This window comes from Vibrio owensii, from assembly GCF_002021755.1.
In the GTDB taxonomy this organism is placed as follows: domain Bacteria; phylum Pseudomonadota; class Gammaproteobacteria; order Enterobacterales; family Vibrionaceae; genus Vibrio; species Vibrio owensii.
Genome location: NZ_CP019960.1, coordinates 1,109,599 through 1,133,762, shown reverse-complemented (window position 1 = coordinate 1,133,762; position 24,164 = coordinate 1,109,599). Strand labels below are relative to the sequence as shown.

20 protein-coding genes are annotated in these 24,164 nt (G+C 43.4%); 18 read left to right on the top strand and 2 right to left on the bottom strand.

Annotated features, from left to right (window positions below; genetic code table 11):
* The first annotated feature begins 6 nt into the window (after positions 1-6).
* The 10 genes from tssH to A9237_RS21660 all read left to right on the top strand — a co-directional run bounded on the left by tssH (position 7) and on the right by A9237_RS21660 (position 16,155).
* A complete protein-coding gene (tssH, locus tag A9237_RS21705; RefSeq protein WP_078609639.1) occupies positions 7-2,571 on the top strand; it encodes a type VI secretion system ATPase TssH in 2,565 nt (854 codons plus the stop codon).
* 207 nt (positions 2,572-2,778) lie between these two features.
* Positions 2,779-3,258 carry an Hcp family type VI secretion system effector gene (locus tag A9237_RS21700; RefSeq protein WP_005426862.1) on the top strand — a complete coding sequence of 160 codons (480 nt, stop codon included), beginning with the start codon at positions 2,779-2,781 and terminating at the stop codon, positions 3,256-3,258.
* 50 nt (positions 3,259-3,308) lie between these two features.
* The gene (tssI, locus tag A9237_RS21695; protein WP_078609638.1) at positions 3,309-5,144 is read left to right on the top strand and encodes a type VI secretion system tip protein TssI/VgrG; all 1,836 of its coding nucleotides are present in this window, start codon (positions 3,309-3,311) and stop codon (positions 5,142-5,144) included.
* Between the two features lie 12 nt (positions 5,145-5,156).
* Positions 5,157-5,447 carry a PAAR domain-containing protein gene (locus A9237_RS21690; protein ID WP_078609637.1) on the top strand — a complete coding sequence of 97 codons (291 nt, stop codon included), beginning with the start codon at positions 5,157-5,159 and terminating at the stop codon, positions 5,445-5,447.
* Positions 5,448-6,278 (top strand): NAD/NADP transhydrogenase beta subunit, encoded by an 831-nt coding sequence (locus A9237_RS21685; RefSeq protein WP_078609636.1) that lies wholly within the window; start codon positions 5,448-5,450, stop codon positions 6,276-6,278. It begins immediately after the preceding gene.
* An 8-nt stretch (positions 6,279-6,286) separates the two neighbouring features.
* A complete protein-coding gene (locus A9237_RS21680) occupies positions 6,287-10,564 on the top strand; it encodes an RHS repeat-associated core domain-containing protein (protein ID WP_237358461.1) in 4,278 nt (1,425 codons plus the stop codon).
* A gap of 11 nt (positions 10,565-10,575) precedes the next feature.
* Positions 10,576-10,851 carry a hypothetical protein gene (locus A9237_RS21675; RefSeq protein WP_078609635.1) on the top strand — a complete coding sequence of 92 codons (276 nt, stop codon included), beginning with the start codon at positions 10,576-10,578 and terminating at the stop codon, positions 10,849-10,851.
* Positions 10,852-11,460: 609 nt separating this feature from the next.
* Positions 11,461-11,754: a hypothetical protein gene (locus A9237_RS21670; protein WP_039839155.1), complete on the top strand. Its 294-nt coding sequence runs from the start codon at positions 11,461-11,463 to the stop codon at positions 11,752-11,754.
* Positions 11,755-11,949: 195 nt separating this feature from the next.
* The gene (locus A9237_RS21665; RefSeq protein WP_078609634.1) at positions 11,950-13,089 is read left to right on the top strand and encodes an exonuclease SbcCD subunit D; all 1,140 of its coding nucleotides are present in this window, start codon (positions 11,950-11,952) and stop codon (positions 13,087-13,089) included.
* Between the two features lie 9 nt (positions 13,090-13,098).
* A complete protein-coding gene (locus A9237_RS21660) occupies positions 13,099-16,155 on the top strand; it encodes an AAA family ATPase (protein ID WP_078609633.1) in 3,057 nt (1,018 codons plus the stop codon).
* Between the two features lie 101 nt (positions 16,156-16,256).
* On the opposite strand, the gene A9237_RS21655 is transcribed toward A9237_RS21660, so the two are convergent.
* Complete coding sequence (locus A9237_RS21655) at positions 16,257-16,637, bottom strand: cystatin domain-containing protein (protein ID WP_032802381.1); 381 nt, start codon at positions 16,635-16,637, stop codon at positions 16,257-16,259.
* Between the two features lie 375 nt (positions 16,638-17,012).
* Here A9237_RS21655 and A9237_RS21650 point away from each other — a divergent pair, with 375 nt between their 5' ends.
* The 7 genes from A9237_RS21650 (at position 17,013) to A9237_RS21620 (ending at position 22,065) form a co-directional block, all read left to right on the top strand.
* Complete coding sequence (locus A9237_RS21650; protein ID WP_078610237.1) at positions 17,013-18,698, top strand: immunoglobulin-like domain-containing protein; 1,686 nt, start codon at positions 17,013-17,015, stop codon at positions 18,696-18,698.
* Positions 18,699-18,888: 190 nt separating this feature from the next.
* A complete protein-coding gene (locus tag A9237_RS21645) occupies positions 18,889-19,422 on the top strand; it encodes a P-loop NTPase family protein (RefSeq protein WP_078609632.1) in 534 nt (177 codons plus the stop codon).
* 125 nt (positions 19,423-19,547) lie between these two features.
* Positions 19,548-19,793 carry a hypothetical protein gene (locus A9237_RS21640; protein ID WP_020196267.1) on the top strand — a complete coding sequence of 82 codons (246 nt, stop codon included), beginning with the start codon at positions 19,548-19,550 and terminating at the stop codon, positions 19,791-19,793.
* A 70-nt stretch (positions 19,794-19,863) separates the two neighbouring features.
* Positions 19,864-20,517 (top strand): aspartate/glutamate racemase family protein, encoded by a 654-nt coding sequence (locus A9237_RS21635; RefSeq protein ID WP_078609631.1) that lies wholly within the window; start codon positions 19,864-19,866, stop codon positions 20,515-20,517.
* Positions 20,504-20,932, top strand: coding sequence for a hypothetical protein (locus A9237_RS21630; protein ID WP_078609630.1), 429 nt, complete (start codon positions 20,504-20,506; stop codon positions 20,930-20,932). Before A9237_RS21635 ends, A9237_RS21630 begins: the two co-directional genes overlap by 14 nt.
* A gap of 27 nt (positions 20,933-20,959) precedes the next feature.
* Positions 20,960-21,487: a histidine phosphatase family protein gene (locus A9237_RS21625; protein WP_078609629.1), complete on the top strand. Its 528-nt coding sequence runs from the start codon at positions 20,960-20,962 to the stop codon at positions 21,485-21,487.
* A gap of 56 nt (positions 21,488-21,543) precedes the next feature.
* The gene (locus A9237_RS21620; protein ID WP_005444070.1) at positions 21,544-22,065 is read left to right on the top strand and encodes a lipocalin family protein; all 522 of its coding nucleotides are present in this window, start codon (positions 21,544-21,546) and stop codon (positions 22,063-22,065) included.
* Between the two features lie 17 nt (positions 22,066-22,082).
* On the opposite strand, the gene A9237_RS21615 is transcribed toward A9237_RS21620, so the two are convergent.
* Positions 22,083-22,862 (bottom strand): AraC family transcriptional regulator, encoded by a 780-nt coding sequence (locus tag A9237_RS21615; protein ID WP_078610236.1) that lies wholly within the window; start codon positions 22,860-22,862, stop codon positions 22,083-22,085.
* Positions 22,863-22,990: 128 nt separating this feature from the next.
* Here A9237_RS21615 and A9237_RS21610 point away from each other — a divergent pair, with 128 nt between their 5' ends.
* A complete protein-coding gene (locus A9237_RS21610; RefSeq protein ID WP_078609628.1) occupies positions 22,991-24,112 on the top strand; it encodes a multidrug effflux MFS transporter in 1,122 nt (373 codons plus the stop codon).
* The last annotated feature ends 52 nt before the right edge of the window (positions 24,113-24,164 follow it).

The window sequence follows — 24,164 nt, the reverse complement described above, 5'->3', positions numbered from 1 at the left end:
ATCAAAATGGCTTTACTCTCACTTTCAGCGTTGGTCGAAAGGTTATCACCTGTTGCACGAGAAACACTTGAGCAAGCAGCCGCTATGGCCAGTTCGCGTACTCACCATAGTATTGAAATGACGCATTGGTTACTCACCATTGTCCAAAATCCCAATCAAATCTATGCTGAAGTTTTCGATAAATTTAATGTCGACGCGCAGGTAGTTGAATCACAGCTACTATCTCAATTAGAAAAGTATAAAACAGGTTGTGAGTCAGTTCCGGGACTTTCAGCACATACAGTTTCGGTGATGCAAAACGCCATGATGGTCTCGACGATTGAGTTTCAAGCAACGGATCTTGATTGTATCCATCTGCTAAGTGCTTATTTGTCAGATGAAAGCTTGGCGAACGTGATGAACCAAGTCAGCACAGAGCTAGACAAAGTAGAGGCAAGTGCACTCCTTGGATTATCTGAGGCGAATTCGCCACATCAAGCTGGCGTTAATGGAACTAAAGGGTCGAACGCGGCGTTGGAGCAGTTCACCGTGGATCTCACTGAACAAGCAAAGGCAGGGAAGATTGATCCAGTAGTTGGACGAGAGAATGAAATCCGTCTAATGATTGATATTTTGCTTAGAAGGCGTCAAAACAACCCAATACTGACGGGTGAAGCTGGGGTCGGTAAAACAGCGGTTGTCGAAGGACTGGCTCAAAAGATCGTCGACGGAGATGTCCCTCCAGCGCTAGAAGGCGTTTCAATTAAGTCTCTTGATATGGCTCTACTTCAAGCAGGAGCGGGCATGAAAGGCGAATTCGAAAATCGGTTAAAAAACGTAATTAAAGAGGTTAACGAGTCTTCCACGCCAATCATCCTTTTCATTGATGAAGCGCATGGTTTGATTGGTGGTGGCGGGCAAGCCGGTCAAGGTGACGCTGCGAACATTCTCAAACCCGCTCTGGCAAGAGGTGAGCTGCGAACGATAGCAGCAACGACCTGGGCGGAATACAAAAAATACTTTGAGAAAGACGCAGCCCTGACAAGACGATTTCAAGTCGTCAAAGTGGAAGAGCCAACGCCAGCGGTTGCCGTAAACATGTTACGTGGACTATTGAGTGTTATGGCTGAACACCATGGTGTTTACATCACCAGCGATGCTTTAGAAGCCGCTGTACAGCTCTCATCGCGTTACATAAATGGAAGGCAGTTGCCAGACAAAGCCGTGTCCGTTTTAGATACCGCATGTTCCCGCGTAGCCTTGAGCCAAAATGCCATTCCGGGGTTGCTCGATAGCAAAAGGAAATCTGTTCAACTTAAACAAGACGAGTTAAAGCAGCTTGAGAAAGAGTTTCAATTTGGCTCGGAGAATACTGAATCAGTCCAGCGCATAAGACGAGATATTGATGAGTTATATACTCAGGTCTCTGACTTGGAGTTGCAATGGAACAAAGAACAAGCGTGGGTTGAACAAGCGATAGCGTTACGCGAAAAAATTGCTCTAGAACCATTAAGTGAAGATAAGAAAAAATTAATGGAAATCGAAAGCGACTTAAACGCGAGTGCGCAGCCTTTAGTGTTTTCCCATGTTAGCGAGGCTTTGATTGCTGAAGTGATATCAGACTGGACTGGGATTCCACTAGGCAAACTGCAAGATGATGAAATAAAGGCTGTTCTAAACCTAAAAGAGAGTTTAATCGAGAGGGTTGTTGGCCAAGACCACGCGCTAGAAATCATGTCTGAGGTGATCAAAACGGCGAGTGCGCAATTGACTGATGAATCCAAGCCAAACGGAGTGTTTTTATTAACTGGTCCAAGTGGTGTGGGTAAAACGGAATCTGCGTTAGCGATTGCGGAAAAAGTGTATGGTAGTGAGGACAACGTTACGACAATCAACATGTCGGAGTTCAAAGAAGAACATAAGGTCTCATTGTTGTTAGGTTCTCCTCCTGGTTACGTGGGTTATGGTGAAGGTGGTGTATTAACCGAAGCCGTCAGACGTAAGCCATGTAGTGTAATACTGCTGGATGAAATGGAAAAAGCGCACCCAGGAGTTCAAGACATTTTCTACCAAGTCTTTGATAAAGGCAGAATTAAGGACGGGGAAGGCAGAGATATCGATTTCAAAAATACGATTATCATCATGACAGCGAATACGGGGACGGATACCACCATGTCACTGTTCGATGACCCAGAACTTGCTCCTGATCCAAGTACACTAAAAGAAGCACTACACGATGACTTACTAAATGACTTTAAGCCCGCCTTTTTGGGAAGAGTGAATGTCCTTCCGTATGTGCCTTTGGATAAGGAAGTACTTACCCAAATTACACGCCTCAAGCTGAAAAAAGTGTCAGACAGGATCGAAAAACACTATTCGGCTGAACTTCATTTCAGTGACGACCTTGTAACCGACATTGTTGATAGCAGTAACGAGTCTGGGAGCGGGGCAAGAGTCGTGCAAACAACCATTGAAAATACGCTATTACCGAAGATTTCTCATGAAATATTGAACGCTATTCTTAATGATAAGACATTTGAAATAATTAATGTTGAAGGTTCTGTTAAATCATTGAGTGTCTCACTTATTTAACAGTTTTTCTAAAGTAAAAATTATTTGAGAGTCGCTTCATAATAAACATTTTTGATCAGAAATACCGCTTAATTTAATTCTTAATTAAAGATATAAAAGAGCGTATTTAAAATGAAGTTTTTGATACATCAATCATTAATTATCAAAATAAAATAGATAATTAAAACATTAAGCAATATGTCATTAATAATGCTATAGGAGATTAGCATGCAGTCTAACACGTATCTTAAATATGCAGATATTAAAGGTGAAGCAACTGCTGAGCAGTACAAGGATCTAATTACACTACTATCTGTAGATTGGAGTGTTGGTCGTGAAATTTCATCATTCACTGGTACTGCTATGGACCGTGAAGCAAGTGCAACACGTCTATACGACCTGACAATCACTAAGCTTCAAGACCGCGCGTCACCGGATCTATTTAAAGAAGCGACCATTGGTAAAGGTAAACCAGCTGTATTCCACATCACCAAGCAAGGTGAGAAAGTGGAAGAAATCATGAAAATCGAGCTTACAGATGCAATGATTTCAAACTATTCAGTGTCAATTCAAGATGACCGCCCAATTGAAACTATCACTATTTCATACACTGAAATGATGATGACAGTGACACCAACTGACGATAAGAACAACACATCTGCACCATTAGTATATGGCTACAGCGGTGTGAAAGGTCAACAAATGTAATTGAATTGCGGGAAGTCAACGCTTCCCGCTATTTTATAAAGAAGTATCTAATGAAAAAAGCGACACAGAAAAATAATTTTATTCGTATTTCTACACCATTTGGTACAGATGCTATTATTCTAAATTCATTTGAATATAAGGAAAAAGTATCAGATCTTTTTTCATTACATGCGCAAGCTTATTTCAACGGGCAACATGAAGAGCTCAATAATATTATTGGAAAAGAGGTTGTTATCGCTATGGACAATGATCCAAGTGTTAGCTTTCAACCTCGTTACTTTCATGGTGTCGTTTCACGAGCTAAGTTAGCAGGATCGCGGGTGACCACTGCTCATCAAGGTGAAAACTATCGAAATATCGATTTACTTATTGAGCCTAAAGTTCGCTTTGCCGATTATCGAGTCCACTCCCGTATTTTTCAAAACAAAGACATTAAAGAAATTGTGTCGGAAGTATTATCTGAGCATGACGTAAGCTTTAGCCTAAAGCTTACCAAGTCGTACTCTAAATATACTTATAAAGTTCAATATGAAGAATCTGATCTGGCATTTGTTGAACGACTTCTGTCTGAAGAAGGGATTGCTTACTGCTTCTCACATACAAATTCAGCACACATACTGGAATTGTTTGATGATCTTAACTTTTACATACCTGGTTCAGAGTTTCTTGTCGAACATACGACGGGAACAGGTCAAGCAAGCCACATTTACTCTTGGAATGAAACGCAAATACTGACGACAAAAGTCGCACACAAGTCCGGCTTTAATATGCTCAAGCCTTTATCACCTCCACAGAATCTTACTAGTGGATCTGCACAACTGTTTTCGGTGCCAAATAGTGAGCACTACGAATACTTAGCTGAAGTTGAAACTGACGATGGGTTTGTGTTGCGAAATACACACGCGATCGAATCACTTCAGCAAGACGTTTATCAATGCAGTGGTGAATCGAGCTGCAGAACGTTTGCTGTCGGCAAACTATTTAAATTTAAAAAGCATGAGGATAAGACTCGAGTAGGAAAAGAGTATGTGCTTTCTTCTGTCGCACTTTCTGCTGCGGTATTTAACCAAACGGGACAGGGAGGTACATCGTCACAAGGTGTGAGGGTTTCGTTTCATTGCGTTGACTCAAACACCATTCTGCGCCCAAAAATGCGGAGGTTTAAACCGCAGATTAGAGGTTTGCAAACCGCAATTGTGACAGGAAACAAAGATGGCGAAATCTACGTCGATAAATTTGGCCGAATTAAAGTGAAGTTCCACTGGGATCGTGAAGGTCAATATGATGCGAACAGTTCATGTTGGATTCGAGTCGCTCAAGCCAGTGCTGGCAATGGCTGGGGGAGTGTATTCCATCCAAGAGTCGGACAAGAAGTTATCGTCGATTTTGTAAATGGAGACCCAGATCAGCCAATCGTAACTGGGGCTCTTTATAACGGTACCCAGCTAACACCTTATCAATTACCTGCTCAAGCTTCCCAAAGCGGCTATAAGTCCCGTTCAGTACAAAAAGGTAGCGATAAGTTCAACGAGCTACGTTTTGAAGACAAACCCGGCGAAGAACATGTGTATTTGCATGCTGAGAAACTCTTTCAAATGGTGGTGGAAGACAATGCCGAGATTGCTGTAGAGAACAATAAAAGTGAAAGGATTACCAATGATTTCATGCAAGAGGTTGGTAATAACGCGAGTCAGAAAGTAGGCAAGAACCAAGGGGTTGATATCGGTGAAGCTCTTGTCGTTAAAGCGGGTAAGAGCATTGAAATAAAGGTAGGAGCGGCGTCCATACAAATGTCGAGTTCTGGCGAGATCAACATTAAAGGCAACAAGATCTCTATTAATGGTTCAGCCATAGCACTTAAAGCTGGTCAAATTTCTCTTAACTAAAGGTGAGCAGATATGGGTAAACCAGTCGCGGTATTGGGGAGTCACCATGTGTGCCCCAAAAAAACAAACAAAGTCCCTCATGTAGGTGGTCCTGTTGTTGTCGGTTCTCCAAACGTGAAGATTTCAGGTATTCCGGCTGCGCGTCAGGGAGACAAGCTTTCTTGTGTGGGGCCTCCAGACACTATTTCATCCGGGTCTTCGAGCGTCAAAATCAACGGAAAACCTGCGGCTAGGCTGGGAGACTCCACTGCGCATGGCGGTAAAATTGTTTCTGGTAACTCAGCAATATTAATTGGTGGGTAAATGGCGCTATTGTTTCAATCCCAACTTTGTATGCTGGGCGATCAAGCGTTTTCTGTAGAGCAATTGGCAAACAATACGCTAAGGCCATCAGAAAAAAACGAACTGATTCCACAAGACAGGGAAAGCTCAGTCCTACCTGCCTATGACAGATTAACTCACTATTCGAAAGCACTGTCTGAATGTGGTGTTGAAGGGCAAGTTTATCTTCTGTTACCAAAGCTATCGGACAAGGTTGAGCTTCAACGTATTACAACGCTGCTTCTTTCGGTGCTTCAACGAGTAGAACCACAACATTTGGCGTTATATCCGTATGGGAACGCGTCTTTTTTGATGGCGCTGAGTCGCATCCAACGAGCAGTAAAACAAACTAAACCATTATGGATTGTCGCTTTACATGTTGCCGATGCTAAAGGGGAGCATGACTCATTAGTTGTCGCGCGTTGCTCTGCGCAAAAGCAAGGACTTATCTTCAATAAGATCGCAATTGATCTTCAACTCGATAATAACAACACCGCGGTTTCACATGTCGTTAAGCAACTTGGAAAGTCGTGTGTAGAGAAGCTAGATGAATTGATGTTGTCAGCCGAAGGCGATGAGCCTGTGTGGCTGGATTCAATTCAATTCCTTTCTCCTTGGGTTAATAGAGACACCTCCTATCGGCTAATAGGTACCACGACTGGCTCTTTGGGAGCGAGTGGAGGGGTGTTGAAGGCGATTTGTGCTTGCTTGCAGCCGAAAGAAACACACGATAAAAATTATTCAGGTATTCAGCTTGATATTGAGTGTGGTGGGTATGCCGTTGGTGCCACTTACCGCTGGGGTAGTGAGTAACTTACAAAATGAATATACAAAGGATTGTCAAACTCACATCTTTAAACGGAATCACGTTTTACTTTTCCACGCAGCGACTTAGTACCGGCTCGGAACAAAGCTTTGCAACCGCTCGAAGTGCAGAAGCGTTTATTGAGCAATTTCATTTTTCCGATTTAGAGGAGCTCAGTGAGATTGCGTCATGGACAAGCATGAGTGCGACTTTTTCACATGAATACCAGACAAAGACTAAGTCTGAACTTCTTCAAATTATTGCTCAAGGATTACAAGAAAATATCCTTTTTGCTATTGAGTTGCCTAAGACTGCGCCAAGCACATTTTACCCATCGGCCAACATACCTTCCCAAGTCATAAACCAACTGGCGAAGGTTGAGCGTAATAACTCGAAAGCTACTCATTCAGGTACCAACACTGTCGCAAGTAATAGTGCTCCTCAAGAAGAAAGTAGCAAAAGGCACGTAAAAGCAGGCGATCCTGTTTCCATGGTCACAGGGGAAGAAAATCTCTCATTGTCTGATGTCGGACTGCCGAATGGATTGGTTTGGTCACGAACGTATCGCTCATCGTTGTGCGATTCTTCTACCACTCTTGGTTTTGGTTGGAGACATATTTTTCAATATGAGCTAACAGACGTATTGGATGAAAAATCTAATGTGACGGGGTGGCTGTTCATCGACGAAATGGGGGACACAATCCTATTTCCTAATGTCGCCAAAGGTGGAATTAGTTACCAAACTTATGTAGGTGCGAGTTGCCAGTATCATAACAGCGGTTATCGATTAGTTACGTTAAGCAATGAAGCTCAAATCAAGTTTTTCTTAAAGAATGAGCAGTGGGTTGCCACTGAAATCCGTCTAGGTCATATGAAAACGGTAAATCTCGAATACTCTCGAAATCACCGTATCACCCATATATGCGTCAACCGACAAAACCAGCTTGAGCTCCAATACAACCATCAAGGCCAATTAATAGAGATTAGAAACCCAAAGACTCAACATTTGCTAGCCAAGTACGATTTCGATGTTGATGGGCGATTGATAGCTGCTCAGAATGAAAACGGTTTAATCGAACAATACCAATACGATGACACAAACCTAATTGTCAAACGTACGAGAGCTAGCGGACTTTCTCACTACTTTACATGGTCTGGACGAGGGCCTGATGCGCAATGCATGAAAAATTGGGCGGATGAAAGCGTTTATGATTACTCGTTTGAGTTTGATGGGACCGAATCCAAATACCGAAATTCACTTGGACACTGTTGGTACTATAAACACAATGAGCAAGGAAAGTTGCTTGAGATCATAAGCCCTGAATCGAGATGTAGGGCATTTGAGTACGACCCACTCGGTAGATTAGTTTGTACTATCAATGCAGATCAGACATACACCCATCATAGCTACAACCCATTTGGTTTGCTCGAGAAAAACACACACTCGTCGGGGGCTACAGAGGGTTTTGAGTACAATGAATTTGGTCAATGCATTAAGCATCAATTTCCTGACGGTGAAATCGAGTTTAAAGAGTTCAATGCACTTGGTCAGCTCGTAAGGCACCAACACAGTAACGGGCTTCAAGAACGCGCCGTATTTGATAAATATGGCAGACAAGTAGAAAAGAGTGCTGATACTGGATCTCGTACACAATGGTGGTGGAATGACTCGCATCAGCTGTTAGCAAAAAAAGTCGATCAAAGCTTGATTCGCTATAGCTATGACGAGCGCGATCGAGTGAACGGAGTCGCTTACCCACATGGCCTTATAAGCGGATTTGAGCGCAACGAAAGCAACTTACTCACACGCCTATACTTACAAAGCTCAGAAGATGGCACGTCTCGGGAGCATCGCTACCAATATGACGAAGTTGGGCGAGTTAAACAGGTTCATACGCCAAGAGGGACAACCCAAATTGTTTGGGGGAACTTTGCTCAACCAACGGAAATTGTTAAACCAGATCAAAGCTCTTTTTCCTTCACGTACGATGCGGAAAGGAAACTGATATCTATCAAGCGTTCTGACGGTTGCCAATACGAGTTTGAATACACTCCAGATGGCCAGATCAGCCAGACAATTAGCTTCGATCAATTGCAAACAAACTACACCTATGACCGCGCTGAAAGATTAAGTGAAATCTTGCATTGTAGTGGTCGCATCTCTTTTGAGTATGACGAAGTTGGTCGTATCGCTAGGGTGAAAGCCCATGGTAAAAATCGTAGTGCTGAGGACCATTACCAACACACCTTAGGCGGCAAGTTAATCCGCGCGCATAACCGCTTTTCGAACGTTTCCTATACGTATCTAGGTACAAAATTGGTAAGTGAAGAGCAGGGACGCTTTTCTTTCGTCAATCATTACCAAGATAACGGTTTACTACGCTCTCAACGTTATGACGACGGCACAGAGGTGCTATATGAGCATGACCAATTTGGCACGGTATGTGGGTTAATTATTCATTCAAACGGCTCTGAAAGAGAAGAGTCAATTAAGTTTGAATACGATGAATTACAACGTTTATCGATAATCACTTATAGCGCGGGAAAAGAACGAAGAGAGTTCGATGGAATAGGTCGCTTGAAGCGCCAAACGTGGACTGGTTTCGAGCGTAAATACCATTTCAACGTACAGCATTTTCTTTCGCTTATCATCGACAGTGAGAAGGGAGCTCAACATTATCAATATGATGAGCTCGGTCACTTAGAAAGAGTAAAGACAGAAACCTCTGAAGAGTCATACGTCTATGACAGCTTTGGCAACTTTAATGACGAAAGTGTGCAGCAAAAACATGACCGTCTTATTGAATACCATGGCATTAGGTACGACTACGATGAACTAGGAAACAGAACCAGTAGTCAAGGCAATGGACTAGAGCAGTACTGCACTTACGATGCTAAAGGGCAACTGATTGTTGTCGAAAGCGAAGGACATTTATGTCAATTTGAATATGATGCGCTAGGTCGAAGAACGAAGAAAATCAGCGAAAACGGGACCACCGAATTTATTTGGCAAGGAAGTCATTTGGTCGGCGAGTATTTTCGTTCAGGTTATCGGTGGTATCTATATCAACCAAACAGTTTTGTTCCACTGGCTCTTATTGAAAACGGCGAGTGTTATTTTTACCAATGTAATCAAATCGGAACCCCAGAACGTTTGGTGGACTCGAATGGGCAGGTAGTTTGGCAAGCAACATACGATACATTTGGATTTGCTCACGTTGAAATCGAGACGGTTAAAAACAACCTTCGCTTACAGGGGCAGTACTTCGATATTGAGACTGGTCTGCACTACAACTTAGCACGTTACTACGACCCTCAAATAGGTCGATTTATCCAACCCGATCCCCTAGGGCTGCTTGGTGGAACCAACCACTATCAATTTGCCCCAAATCCAGTTTCTTGGGTCGACCCCTTGGGGTTGTGTGCAAAAGAAGATACACCGACAGTTTTTGCCGGACAAAATGATAATTCGCCTGAGAGAGCAGTGTATGAAAAATCAGTAACTAATATTACTGGACCTACGATTGAGGAGCTCATCGCAGATCCAACATTACAGGGACTTAAACCTGTCAATATCGATCCAATGTCGATGATGGTCGAAGGAATAGAAGATATGATAGATGCTGGTAAAGCGTTTATTAATAATCCTTCGGTTGCCGGCGCAACAAATATAGCCATCTCTGCAATACCTGGTAGATATGCAGAGAAAGTCATTGACGAGTTACCGGAAACTGTAAAATCTTCAAAAAAACTAGTAGAGAAAGTTCATAGCGAAACAGCCGAAAAAGAGGTTGGTAATGCTGTTGAACTTGCGAGGAGTTGGCAAACTCAGTTCCCGTATATCGGACAAGACCCAATGAGGCCAATTACTTTGCAAGAAGGTCGAGTGTTGGCACAGGTTGTGTTTGATGCTGATTTGGGACCAGGAGGAAGTTATTTTACTACTCCGAGTGCTATTCGAAGGGCCACCTTACCAGACGGTAATATTGATGCCAATATTTTGAACCAAGGACTTCAAATTGATAGTTCAAAATATCCGAATTTCAGGCCTAACGTTCAATACTTCAAAGTTAACGAGGAAGTCCCATACGGTGAAGCCGCTTTTGGAAGGACTATTGCGAACCAACACCTTAACCCTGATGGGCATAGAGCTTTACCGCAAGTGTTCCTAAAAGAAAATTATTTTAATAACCTTAAACCAGTAGATGAACAAGGTAAGCCAGGTGTAAAAGCATACCCTATGACTAATACTGAGAGTCCAGTATATTTATTCGAGTGGTTACCAAGAAAATGAGAGTGAGCTATATGTCTAAAGTTAAAGTTGAAGTGAATAGTTTTTCTGGACAGCCAAAGTACAAAATCTTGGATGGAGTTTTAGATTTACTACTAGCAAATGGCAATGAACTGGCAACCGATTACAGATGGGGGAGTAATCCAACAGGATACTTTGCAATTCTTAAACAGCAGATTGACTTTGAACTAATTCGAGATAAATTTGAACTTCCTGCTTCGATAGTCTTAAACGAACAACTCGACGAAATTGACTTTGGAATGGGAACCGTAATTATTCGTTCGATTTAGCTCTATCTACTTGTCTGCCCAAGAGAAAGAAATTGCAATTCTGAAAGGCAGTTTTTACCTTTCGCTAACGTTTCAGTGTCTTTGTTTTAGTCGTTGCTGTTTGTATTAAATGTGTGAAAGTTTAAGCGCCCCAGGAAATTATCGCTGTACTATTGAGTAGTCCCAAGCGCTCTTTCCACGCTATTTGTGATAACGCGTTCCGGATAGAGGTTCATTTATCTAGACTCGTACTGCAATGAACAGAATTCCTTCAGAATCAGTTGTATTTAACGACTTAGTTGAATTTGACCTTTTAAAATCAGCTTTAGACCTGTCTGACGATTTCATACAGGTCGAGGTTCAAAATCCATACTCTCCGGTGGGTTTAGAGGAATATTGGTACTTGAGCGGGACTAGTCGTGTTATGTGGCGGTTAGTTAGACCAGATCCTCCGTATAGAGGGATTTGGGCCAAAGTATAGATTTATTCAGAGTTATTATCGTAAAAATTAAAAACAATACATGAAGAAAGTCAATTGAGAAGGTATGTAGGAGCTCTTTTTCTTAATTAACCCCTTTTGTGTTCGTTAACTCTCTACTCATTTGAATCAACTTTAATTAGGGGACCTTTATGAAGCTTTTGCTTGTAAAAAGAAAAGCTAAGAGACTGTGGTTCCTGCTCAAACGATACTCTGAGTCAGATCCTACGGCAGCAAAAGCGCAAAGTAGCTTAAGGAAACTGTTAGAGAGTGCGATGTCAGGTGAAATAACATCTCCGCTCCGATGGAGTGATGTTCCATGTGGTTACTTATTTGTGGAAGGGGCTTTAGGAAAGTATAAAGATTTAGAAGAAGCTTATGCTGATTTTAAAGTTGAAGTTACCGGAGGTAATGATCCTTTACTGGAAAAGATAAAAAGACTCTAACTTTGGATGTTTTCATGTCTTGTTGGGTGGCAAGGCATGAAACAATTAAGAGTAATTGGCCAGACACGTGGTTAGACAGAAAAATTGATTCGTTACAGTAGCTGGTCACACAAACCACATGAAAAGCTTACGAACTCACGATATCCTAGGGGGATAATAAGATAGCGCCATGTAGATGGCAGAAAGTGAATTCGAATGAAGTTTATCCATACCTCAGATTGGCACCTTGGCCGACAGTTTCATAACGTCTCTTTGCTTGACGATCAGCAAGCCGTTCTTGACCAGTTAATCCGATACATTGAAAGCAACCCTGTTGATGCAGTGGTTGTTGCTGGTGATATTTACGACCGTTCTGTCCCACCAACCATCGCGATTGAACTACTTAACAAAGTAGTGAAGCGAATCTGTGGTGAGCTAAACACGCCGATGATTTTGATTTCTGGCAACCATGACGGTGCTGAGCGCTTGGGATTTGGCTCTGAACAGATGAAAAATGCGGGCCTTCACATTATCAGTAACTTCGAAGACATGCTTACCCCTGTTGTTATTGAAACCGAAAGCGCAGGGCAAGTGGCTTTTTATGGCATGCCTTATAACGACCCTGAGCAAGTCCGTTTTGCCTACCAAGAACCCGTCTCGACCCACGATCAAGCGCACAAGTTACTTGCCGAAAAAATCACTGAGCAGTTCCAACCAGAGCAACGCAACGTGTTAGTCAGCCACTGCTTTGTCGATGGTGCCATTGAGTCTGAATCTGAGCGTCCACTTTCGATTGGTGGTTCTGACCGCGTCAGTCACGAGCATTTCCTCAACTTTGACTATGTAGCGTTGGGGCATTTGCATCAACCACAGAAAAAAGGCGAAGAATACATTCGTTATTCTGGTTCACTGATGAAATACAGCTTTGGTGAACAAAACCAAAAGAAAGGTTTCACGCTGGTGGAAATCGACCAAAATGGGTTTTTCTCGGCCGAGCATGTTGACCTTGCTGCACCTCATGAGATGCGAATCGTTGAAGGTGAACTTGAACAAGTAATAGAGCAGGGCAAAACCGATCCGAAAAACGAAGACTACTTGTTGGTACGTTTGATGGATAAGCACGCAATCTTAAACCCAATGGAAAAGCTACGTACTGTTTACCCGAATGTTTTACACCTAGAAAAACCGGGCATGTTAATTGGTGTCGAGCAGGAAATGGCGCAAGCGAAATTGGCGAGAAGTGAGATAGACATGTTCCGAGACTTCTTTTCGGAAGCGCAAGACAGCCAATTATCGCAAGAACAAGATCAAGCAATCAGTGACATCATCAAACAACTTTCTCAGCAAGCTCAGTAAGGACCAAACATGAAACCCATTAAACTGACAATGCAGGCTTTTGGTCCGTTTGCTCAAACAGAAACGATTGAATTCGACAAGCTGGGAACTAACCCTCTGTTTCTTATCAACGGTCCTACTGGTTCGGGTAAAACCTCGATTCTCGATGCGATTTGTTTTGCGCTTTATGGTGAAACAACGGGTAACGAGCGCCAAGGCATTCAAATGCGTTGCGATATGGCAGCGCCAACGTTATTGACCGAAGTGACGCTAGAGTTCTCTTTGCACGGCAAGTCTTATCGAGTGATTCGCTCACCAGAACAAGAAGCACCAAAGGCGCGTGGTGAGGGCATGACAGTGCGTAAGCATACCGCAGCTTTGTATGAGATTACGGACGAAGAAAAGCTCATCACTAGCAAAACAACGCAAGTAAAGACGGAAGTGGCCAACATTATTGGCTTGAACGAAACTCAGTTCCGCCAAGTGATGGTGTTGCCACAAGGTAAGTTTCGAGAGTTGTTACTTGCGACATCCAAAGAGCGGGAAGAGATTTTTGGTCAGTTATTCCAAACGGATATCTACAAGAAGATTGAATACGCACTGAAAGACAAAGCGAGTGCCATTAGCAAAGCCAAAGACGAGTTTGATAACCAAATTCGAGGCGCATTGCAGGTGGCTGGTGTTTCTTCCGAAGTGGAGTTAACAGAGCAGCGTGAAGCGTTATCTTCTCAATTTGAATCTGTACAAAAGCAAGAGCAAGAATCACTGGCTCAATTAAATGCGGTAAAAACGGAACTGCAAAAAGCAGAGGCGCTGAGTAATGAGTTCAAAAAGCGCGAGCACGCCGAAATTGCTTTGAAGCAACATTTGGAAAAGAGCGATGCTGTCTCATCACGTCAATTGCAGTTAGACAATGCGAAGAAGGCAAGCAAGGTTGAGTTGCCTTATGTCACGTTACAAAATGCCTCAAAGCAAACGCAAGAACTTGAGCAAAAGGTGGCTAAGCTATCTCAAGATCTTACTGTGGCAAATGACGCGGTAAAATCCAAAGAAGGCGCATTGCAAACCGCGAAAGAACAAGCTGCACAATTGCCAAAACTGACAGAGCAGCAATACCAACTTGAAGGTATGAAAGGAAAGTTGGTTGAAAAGTCAGAGCTAGAGAAAGCCATTAACGCAGGTTTGACGCAAAAGTCAGAGTTTGAGGCAACGCTTAAGAAATATATCGCTCTGAAAGAGAAGTTAACGCTAAAGGCGCAACAAGGTCAGAAGTCACTGGATAAAGCTCGAGTCGATGTTGCAAGTATTGGCAGTGTAGAGGCTGAGATAAAACAGCAACAACGTTTGATGCAAGACCTACAGAAGCTAACAGGCTTAAACCAAGAGCTAGCGAAATTGGATGCATTGACGCCTAGCAAACAAGCTTCGGTTGACCAAGCAAAAGCGCGATACGCAGAGCATCAACGCTCAGCAGATACACTTGAATTGAGCTGGCACAATGCTCAAGCCGCTGTATTGGCTCAGCGTTTACAAGCCGGTGAAATGTGTCCGGTGTGCGGTAGTGTAGAACACCCTCAACCCGCTCAATTTGTTGGTGAAGAGGTAACAAAAGAGCAAGTTCAGCGTGCTCGAAACACGGAGCGAGAAGGGCAAGTTGTACTTAACCAATTGAACAATCAGTTGGAGCAGCACAATATCGCAGTCGGACAATACAAGCAGCAGATTGAGCAACTATCCGTTGAACTCGGTCATAACGCGTCAATGGATTTAAGCGCTTTACAAGCGTCCATGCAGCAGCTCAATGAACGTCTACAGCAATTGTCATCGATTAACTTGGTTCAGTTGGAACAAAGCGTCAATGAGTTAAACCAGCGTTGTGTTACTGGGGAAGGTAAGATCAATGATCTCCAAAACCAGATGGCAGCGAATGAATCGACGATAAAAGTGAACCAAGAGCAACTGGCTAAACTGTCTGCTTCGTTAGATGCTAAGTACTCATCTCTTGAAGTTCTTGAACAAGACATTGTTGCGATTCAAAAGCAGATTATGGATTTGAATACTTCATTAGATACTGCACAAAATCATTTGCAACAAGCTGTACTGGCGAAGACCAATATTGAAAGCCAACTGACAACTAATCAACAGTGGTTGAATGAGGCACTAGAGCGTTTGAACACAGCCAAAACTGATTGGGCGCAAGCGTTGCAGGCTAGTGCATTCGAGGACGAAGCGCAATTCCTAGCATGTAAAGTGGATGAAGCCGAGATGCAGGTTTGGCAGCAAGAAATTGATGCGTTCAAACAGACTCAAATCAAGCTAGAACAAACATTGGCAGATTTAAGTTCAACATTGAAAGACTTGGCGTTGCCGGATTTAGAAGGGCTTAACGTTAAGTTAAACAGCACTCAGCAAAGTTACGTTGAAGCACGTAATCAGCTTGATAGCACGCGCTCTTTGTTTGAACGTCTAGAGAAAGTTCGCAATGACATCGCTACGTTGCATGATAAGAACACTAAGTTAGAAGACGAATATAAAGTGTTTGGCACCTTGTATGACGTTGCAAGCGGTAAAACGGGTAGCCGTATTAGTCTGCACCGATTTGTCCTTGGTGTGTTATTAGACGATGTACTGATTCAAGCCTCACAGCGTTTAAGTCTGATGAGTAAAGGCCGCTATATCTTGGCTCGTAAAACCGAAGGCTTTAAAGGTGCAGCAGGGCGAGGCTTGGATTTGGTAGTAGAGGATAGCTACACAGGTAAAACGCGCGATGTCGCGACATTATCAGGCGGTGAGTCTTTCATGGCCGCGTTGGCATTAGCGCTCGGTCTTTCTGATGTTGTGCAGTCTTACAGTGGCGGTATTCGCTTGGATACGCTGTTTATTGATGAAGGTTTTGGCAGCTTAGATCCGGAATCTTTGGATCTTGCGATTCAAACCTTGGTCGACTTACAACAAACGGGTCGCATGATTGGCGTGATTTCTCACGTATCTGAGTTGAAAGAGCAAATGGCGCAGCGCATTGATGTTGAACCGTCGCGACTTGGTTCTACAGTTTCTGTGAAGTCTCAGATGGCATTTGATTCTTAATCGGTAACGGTCAACGGTACTGGTAAACATTGATAAACAAAAAGCCCCGCTAGATTACGGTGTAAAATAGCGGGGCTTTTTGGTTCTCAGTCTCGAAGCATTTATTGTTCGCAGAAGCGACCTTCTTTCGGTGACTGCGTAATCGCATACTCACCATCAAGGTTGCGGTAAACAACCGTGTTCCAAACTGAGCCGTCATTCAATTCAAACTCTATCGCGTAGTTCACACCACTCACAATTTGTGCATGAACGGACAAGATCTGTTTAAACGAAGAGAGAGTTTCCATTTTGTTTAGGACAAAGGCCATTGCCTTTTGAGCGTCTGGGGTAGCATCGAATTCGTTCCACCCACCTGGCATATTTCCTTGTGTACTACATACATCTGCCGAGGTTGTTGGCTGTGTCGCTTCATCTTGAGTTTTTTGCTGACATCCGACAAGCAAAACCAAGATTGCGCAAGCTGACACTGTTTTTAATTTCATAAAAATAACCTCTATTTATGTAAGCCCGCATTATATAAGTTGGCATTCCAGCCCAATGTCTACGTTGTGCAAACTTTTTATATGAACAGGGTTAAATCCTGATTAAATCGTTGCGAGTGACCTCCAAAAAATAGATTTTGGTTAACTTTTTGCCTGATTTTGATAGTAAGTCACGCTTGAGAGCGAACGCTAATTTCCTATTCATTTCGCGTCGTGAATTAAGATCACAATTATAAAATAGACATGGAAAACATAACTTTGCACGTGTATCTGTTTTCTCAATACGGCCATATAATCCAATCAAAATTCATTAGGCACCAATAGAAAGTGCTGAATGATTGTTGTGATGAAGCAAAATGGATGAGAGGTAACACGATGAAGCAAAAAGCGCTATATCTAGCAGTAGCATTGGGTTTGAGTGGTCTTTCAAACGTGGCATCCGCTAATGAGATGGTGAATCCGGATGGTGGTGTCGTAGTCGGTTATTGGCATAACTGGTGCGATGGGGCTGGTTACAAGGGCGGTAATGCACCGTGTGTGACATTGGATGAAGTTGATCCTATGTACAATGTGGTTAACGTCTCCTTTATGAAGGTGTTCAATACCAGTGAAGGCCGTATTCCAACCTTTAAGCTCGATCCAAATATTGGCCTTTCAGAACAACAATTTATTGATCAAATTGGCACTCTAAACCAACAAGGACGCGCCGTTCTTATTGCGCTTGGTGGTGCAGATGCACACGTTGAGCTGAAAACTGGCGATGAGCAAGCATTCGCACAAGAGATCATTCGTCTGACCGATAAATTCGGCTTTGATGGTCTGGATATCGACTTAGAGCAATCTGCGGTAACCGCGTCAGACAATCAAACCGTAATCCCAGCTGCACTTCGCCTTGTAAAAGAACACTACCAACAGCAGGGTAAAAACTTCCTAATTACGATGGCGCCTGAGTTTCCATACTTAACAGAAGGTGGCAAATACGTTCCTTATATTACTGGATTAGAAGGGTACTACGATTGGATCAACCCTCAGTTTTACAACCAAGGTGGTGATGGTATTTGGGTTGAAGGTGTGGGTTGGATTGCACAAAACAATGATGCGCTAAAACAAGAATTCATTTACTACATTTCAGACTCTCTATCGAACGGTACACGTGGTTTCCACAAAATTCCGCATGACAAATTGGTGTTTGGCATTCCATCTAACATTGATGCAGCGGCAACGGGATTTGTTCAAGACCCTCAAGATCTTTACGACGCGTTTGACCAACTTAAAGCGCAAGGGCAGGCACTTCGTGGCGTAATGACATGGTCGGTGAACTGGGATATGGGCACAGACAAGAATGGTCAGGCGTACGGTGAAAAGTTTGTGAAGGATTACGGTCCGTTTATCCATGGCCAGACTCCACCACCGCCGAGTGAAGGCGAACCTGTGTTCAGCGGTATCAGTGATGTTCGCGTGCATCACGGTAGTTCATTTGATCCGTATGCAGGTGTTACCGCGTCTGACAAAGAAGATGGAGACCTAACTAACAGCATTACTGTTGAAGGTTCAGTTGATGTGAACACCGTTGGCACATATGTTTTGGTTTACAGTGTAAAAGACAGCGACAACAATGAAACCAAGCAAAGCAGAACAGTTGTTGTTTACAGCCTAGTGCCTGAGTTTGAAGGAGTAACGGATACGACCATACAGCTTGGTGACGCATTTGACCCAATGGCAGGCGTAAAAGCGACAGATGCAGAAGACGGTGACTTGACTGATCAAGTTCGTGTAGAGGGCAGCGTAGATGCTAACGTTCTAGGTGTCTACGACTTGGTTTACCGAGTAACGGACAGTGCAAATCAGACTACGACAGCTCAACGCTCTGTGATTGTTTCTGATGGCAGCAGTTACCCTCCGTATGAATCTGGAAAAACGTATGAGGCAGGTGACATTGTCACAGGTTCAGATGGCAACTTGTATCAGTGCAAACCGTGGCCATACACGGGCTGGTGTTCAAACCCTTCTTATGCACCTGGTGAAACCGTGTATTGGTCAGACGCATGGGATAAGTTGTAATTAGCTCATGAATTATTGCAAGCCTCCTTAATTGGAGGCTTTTTTATGCGCGTAACTTCACATCTTATTGAACCTACGCTAGAACTTTAAAGCGTAATCATTAGTATCCCGCCTCCGCATTTTCCACACTTACCTATAGTTGGAATGCGTCGCTCTTTGTCAATTTGGTACGGTCACCTAGGAGGATTTAATGAAAAGGATCAATGTAGTAGGCAGCAGCGGAAGCGGTAAATCGACGTTTTCAAAGCAGCTCGCAATGAAATTAGGTGTCACGTACATAGAGATGGACAGTTTGTTCTGGCTTCCCGATTGGAAAGAACTTGATGATGAGACGTTCTTCGATAAAGTCGTGGACGTAACTCAACAAGAGGCTTGGGTACTCGACGGGAACTACAGCCGAACACAACCATACAAATGGCAAAGGGTCGATACCATCATCTGGCTTGATTATTCACGTTCTATCACCACTTATCGCTCCGTCACTCGTGCTATCAAAAGGGCATGGACTCAAGAAGAGTTTTGGGAAGGGACTGGCAATAGAGAAAGCTTTAGAAAAGCGTTTTTGAGTAAGGATTCGATTATTTGGTGGTCGGTTAAGAATTACCGAAAGAATCGGAAGCGTTATCTAAAACTGAAAGAGGACTTAAAAGGTTCGCCTATCGAGTTCATCCATATCACTTCGCCCAAAATGGCACAAGATTTTCTTAGCTCTCAAATTTTATAAATAGATAAGTAACTTATTTAAGTGACTTTTTGGCAACGGCTCGCAGCTGTGTAAATCCTGACATTTCGCCTCCGTTAGATGATGAATACTAACCACGTTCCCGTCGTATTCATTGTGGAGGTATTATGATCGGCTACGAGGAAATGGCGATATCCGGCTACCTAGGTTGGTTACTCGCTGTTTTGTTGGTTTACCCCTTTGCCTATGTTGGTATTCATATCGGAGTATTCGATATAAAAGTTCGTACCAAAGTCAGCCGTTATTTCAATCGCTTTATATTAGCTTTGATTGCATTTTTACTGATTATGCATATGCAAACCGAAGTCGTTTACGGCAAGTACTTTCTTGGTCTTTGGGAAGCACAACAGTAACTCTGATCGCATTAATTCCCATCGCCTTGTGCTAAGTTGTCGAAATTGAACTAAAAATCGACAACTTAGCATGAAGCCATACGACCTATATTTTCTTCATACTTCACCCGTACACATTCCACCTTTCTCCGAACTGATGACAGAGCTCGCACCTGATTTAAAAGTCGCACACTTTGCCGATGCTGACTTGTTGGAGCGTTTGGTTGCTGGAGAGGACGAATCTAAGGTGGAGCAATCCGTACAAGGCAAAGTACGAGAGCTTTCTGAACAAGCAAACTTGGTGGTTTGTACTTGCTCCTCAATTGGTCGCTTTGCTGAGTCGCTTACAGAGCAAGGAATCAATGTTCAGCGTATTGACCGAGCGATGGGTGACCAAGCTGTAACTCATGAGCGAGTGTTGTTACTCGCGGCATTATCGACAACCATTGAGCCCAGCTTGGCGTTACTTGAGACAAGTGAGGGCAATTGTATCCGTCAGTTAGATACGTTTGTGGTTGAAGGTGCTTGGGAGCGTTTTCTCGACCAAGATAACCAAGGCTATTACGACAAGATAAAAGCGGTAATAGAACAAAAGGCTCGTGATTATGACGTAATCGTACTGGCACAAGCTTCGATGTCAGGTGCTGCATCATTAGTTGATGTCGACATTCCAGTATTAAGCAGCCCACGTTTAGGCGTAAAAAGGGCAATTGAAACCTTAAGGACATTCCATGCAAATAACTAGTTGGATTCAGCTTTGCCTGCGCGAGCTTGAAGGGGCGCCCATAAAAGAACATTCCGATATCGAAGCGTCGTTTGCGGAGTCTGAACGTTTCTCGAAATGGAAGACAAGCAAAAGAGAAATACGCCTCGAAGAAGTCGGTGATCGTTGCTGGATCAAGAGCTGCACGGGTGGCTACATCACAGAGGTACATTTGCATGCAGATGGTTCACTTGATGAGTACACCTTGTTTGGACGCCTTCACACCAAAGGGCAATGGGAGCTGGAGGCTGGCGTACTTCATATCACTATCTACAAAGGTGAAAACACTTATGAACTTTCTGTTGTGGGAAATCGTGAACCTTCCATCCACTCTGCGATTGAATACAAAAATGGAGAAGTGCACTCCTATCTAAAACTGACTCCAATTTCTCAATAGCAATTTAACAAGGACGAGCACCACAATATGGACATTGTATTTGTAAGGCATGGTGTGCCGGATTTTACGTTAGCAGATGAGCGGCAGATGACCCAACTTGAGAAGGATTATGCGCCGCTTTGCCGAGAGCATTTGCCTGTGTTGCAAGAAAAACTCAATCATCCAGTCTTCAATGATGCCGAAATCATCATCAGCTCACCTTATACGCGTACTCTTCAAACTGCAGAAATTCTCAATCGTCATCGCGGTTTGCCTCTGTTTGTTGAGCATGACTTGAGAGAGTGGCGCGCTGATAAAGAAGGTGGCTACATTACATTGAATGAGAGAGACCGACGCTGGCTCGAATACCGAGAGCTGTTAAAAGCGGGTCTTCCAATGGCCGATAATCGCTACGAACATGTTGATGAGCTAAAAGCACGGGCTGAGTTGGTGCTGGATCGTTACCGCCAATATCGAAAGGTTGTTGTCGTGAGCCACTTTAATGTGTTTGAAGCACTACAAGGTTTCCAAGACGTAGGACTGTCCTGTGGAGAATTTCGATACATTAATTTCTGATCGAATTTTTATCTTCTATAGTAAAATCAGACACTAATTTAATTTCAGGTTGCTGTATGAAATCTCTCAAAACACTTTTACTTTTGTCTCTTGCAACGTTGTTTGGCTGTACGTCTAAACCGGACGGCGTGGAGCCCGTCAACAACTTTGAACTTCAACCATATCTAGGCAAGTGGTATGAAATTGCTCGTCTTGATCACTCGTTTGAGCGCGGTTTATCGAATGTGACGGCTGAATACGAGCTCCGTGAGGATGGTGGCGTAACGGTTATCAACCGAGGCTATTCAGAAGAAGATAAAGAATGGACGCAAGCTGACGGCAAAGCGTATTTCGTTGATGGTGAAAACACAGGGCATTTAAAAGTGTCTTTCTTCGGTCCGTTTTATTCGTCTTACATCGTATTTGAACTAGGTGAGAACTACGACTATGCGTTTATCTCTGGTTTCAATCACGACTACCTATGGCTACTGTCACGCACACCAACTGTCGATAAAGCAACGGTCGAGCGCTTCAAACAAGTAGCAAAAGAGAAAGGCTTTGCGTTGGACGAATTAATTCTCGTAGACCAAACCAAATAACACGCGAAATGATCGCCTTATAACAACGATCTGTGCTTCATAAAACTCAGTGGTGTCTGCCCGGTTTGTTTCTTAAAGAACGCAATAAATGCGCTATCTGATGAGAACTCCAAACAATGGGCAACATCACTGACTTGTCTTTCTTCACATAAGAGCTCAATAGCCTTAAGTAGCCGCCATTGTTGGCGCCAATCTTGATAAGACATGCCAGTCTCAGCCTTAAATAGGCGAGTGATAGTTTTGCTGCTCGCGCCAACGGTTTGTGACAGTTGGTTTAACTCAGGAGCTATAAAATTACCCTTGGTCATTGCCTTGCGAAACCCTGTTAAACGCCTATCGGAGGGCAAGGGTAAAGAGAACTCAAACTGCTTCGCTTGGTAAAACTCTTCCCAAAACAAATTGCTCGTCGCTTGGGTTTTCGTTTCTTCAATATCCCACTCCCATAACGCCATTTTGTCGATCAGTGCTTTTAAAAGATCGTTCACCTCAATCATCACTATCTCGTCAGGGCAGGTGTATTTACTGCAATCGAAATAGAGTGAACGGTAAGCTACAACGTTGGTCATGACGGCTCTGTGAGAAGTATGCGGCGGAATCCACACCGCTTTGGTTGGAGGTAATATACAAATAGAGTTATCGAGTGCGAACGTCATGCAGCCTTGTGGCGCATAAAGCAATTGTCCTTTCTTGTGTTCGTGCATACCGGAATCATGTTTGCCGACATCCGCTGCGATACCAACTACACTCGCGGCAATTGCGTCCGCATCAAATCGAGTATTGTCTTCAATAATTGCCATTTGTCCGAATCTTGATGTTTTTGGTTTTAATGTTGTTAATGGGTAAAGCATAACGCCTTCTATACTGCACGCCAAGTTAAGTTCGTTACCCACTTAAACATCTGTAGGAGTGGGACAGAGAGGTAAAAATGAAAACGAAACCTTCTATTGGATTGATGGTGGTGATGCTGATGTTTCCGCAAATTGTGGAGACCATATATAGCCCAGCACTTGGCAATATTGCTCAGTCGTTTGCTGTGACGTATTCACAAGCAGCGCAAACCCTATCTATCTACTTTTCTGCATTTGCTATTGGCGTGGTGGTTTGGGGAATCTTGGCCGATAAGTGGGGCAGACGCCCGACCATGCTGGCAGGGTTGCTGGTCTACGGCGTATCTGCTTTGGTCGCTATGCAAACAGAAAGCTTTGATGTGATGATGATAGCTCGCGCGTTCAGTGCTTTCGGCATTGCGGTTGGGTCGGTCGTGACACAAACCATGCTAAGAGACAGCTTTTCAGGCGATGAGCTAAGCAAAGTATTTAGCGTTATGGGCATGGGTATTTCCATTAGCCCAGTGATTGGCATGTTGCTCGGTGGTCAGTTAACAGCACTCGGTGGCTATCAGGTTGTGTTCTTTACGTTGTTTATTTTGGCGCTTGTTTTGCTGTGCTACAACGCGGTTAATCTACCTGAAACACAAACTCAAAAGCAGCCGCTAAACATAGGTTCATTACTTGGACGAATGTTGAAAGATGCTCAAATCTGGCAATCTGCGTTGTTGGTTGCGCTCTACAACATTGCTTTATTCGCATACTACCAATTGGGCGCATTCAGTTTTGAGCAGCTCGGACTAAGTTCTGAGCAGTTCGGATACAGCGGTGTGATATTGGGCGTTGGTACCTTAATCGGCAGTTTGATGAACAAGTCATTGCTAGCAAAAGGTCGCTCACAAACGCATCTACTTTGGATTGCATCAACACTGTTGATTATTGGTGGCTTTGGTGTGTTTCTGCTGCAAACATCGATTTGGTTCTTGGCGCCAATGTTATTCATTGTGATGGCATTTGGTATCGCCATTCCAAATGTACTGAGTACCGCATTAGTTGATTACAAGCAACAAGCGGGCAGTGCAGGGGCATTGCTAGGATTAATGTACTACTTGATGATTGGTTCAGGTCTAGGCTTAGCTGGAATGATTCAAAACCTTGGATTTGTTCTTATGTCGTGTGCAGCTTTGGTTTTATTAGTGACATCGTCACGAAAAGCTTAGCTGAAGCTGTTGAAGAGACCAACAAAGAAAAGCCCTGCAAGTTAGGCAGGGC

Coding starts and splice junctions, on each gene's coding strand:
- tssH (WP_078609639.1), top strand. CDS start 7: ATGGCTTTACTCTCACTTTCAGCGTTGGTCGAAAGGTTATCACCTGTT.
- A9237_RS21700 (WP_005426862.1), top strand. CDS start 2,779: ATGCAGTCTAACACGTATCTTAAATATGCAGATATTAAAGGTGAAGCA.
- tssI (WP_078609638.1), top strand. CDS start 3,309: ATGAAAAAAGCGACACAGAAAAATAATTTTATTCGTATTTCTACACCA.
- A9237_RS21690 (WP_078609637.1), top strand. CDS start 5,157: ATGGGTAAACCAGTCGCGGTATTGGGGAGTCACCATGTGTGCCCCAAA.
- A9237_RS21685 (WP_078609636.1), top strand. CDS start 5,448: ATGGCGCTATTGTTTCAATCCCAACTTTGTATGCTGGGCGATCAAGCG.
- A9237_RS21680 (WP_237358461.1), top strand. CDS start 6,287: ATGAATATACAAAGGATTGTCAAACTCACATCTTTAAACGGAATCACG.
- A9237_RS21675 (WP_078609635.1), top strand. CDS start 10,576: ATGTCTAAAGTTAAAGTTGAAGTGAATAGTTTTTCTGGACAGCCAAAG.
- A9237_RS21670 (WP_039839155.1), top strand. CDS start 11,461: ATGAAGCTTTTGCTTGTAAAAAGAAAAGCTAAGAGACTGTGGTTCCTG.
- A9237_RS21665 (WP_078609634.1), top strand. CDS start 11,950: ATGAAGTTTATCCATACCTCAGATTGGCACCTTGGCCGACAGTTTCAT.
- A9237_RS21660 (WP_078609633.1), top strand. CDS start 13,099: ATGAAACCCATTAAACTGACAATGCAGGCTTTTGGTCCGTTTGCTCAA.
- A9237_RS21655 (WP_032802381.1), bottom strand. CDS start 16,637: ATGAAATTAAAAACAGTGTCAGCTTGCGCAATCTTGGTTTTGCTTGTC.
- A9237_RS21650 (WP_078610237.1), top strand. CDS start 17,013: ATGAAGCAAAAAGCGCTATATCTAGCAGTAGCATTGGGTTTGAGTGGT.
- A9237_RS21645 (WP_078609632.1), top strand. CDS start 18,889: ATGAAAAGGATCAATGTAGTAGGCAGCAGCGGAAGCGGTAAATCGACG.
- A9237_RS21640 (WP_020196267.1), top strand. CDS start 19,548: ATGATCGGCTACGAGGAAATGGCGATATCCGGCTACCTAGGTTGGTTA.
- A9237_RS21635 (WP_078609631.1), top strand. CDS start 19,864: ATGAAGCCATACGACCTATATTTTCTTCATACTTCACCCGTACACATT.
- A9237_RS21630 (WP_078609630.1), top strand. CDS start 20,504: ATGCAAATAACTAGTTGGATTCAGCTTTGCCTGCGCGAGCTTGAAGGG.
- A9237_RS21625 (WP_078609629.1), top strand. CDS start 20,960: ATGGACATTGTATTTGTAAGGCATGGTGTGCCGGATTTTACGTTAGCA.
- A9237_RS21620 (WP_005444070.1), top strand. CDS start 21,544: ATGAAATCTCTCAAAACACTTTTACTTTTGTCTCTTGCAACGTTGTTT.
- A9237_RS21615 (WP_078610236.1), bottom strand. CDS start 22,862: ATGGCAATTATTGAAGACAATACTCGATTTGATGCGGACGCAATTGCC.
- A9237_RS21610 (WP_078609628.1), top strand. CDS start 22,991: ATGAAAACGAAACCTTCTATTGGATTGATGGTGGTGATGCTGATGTTT.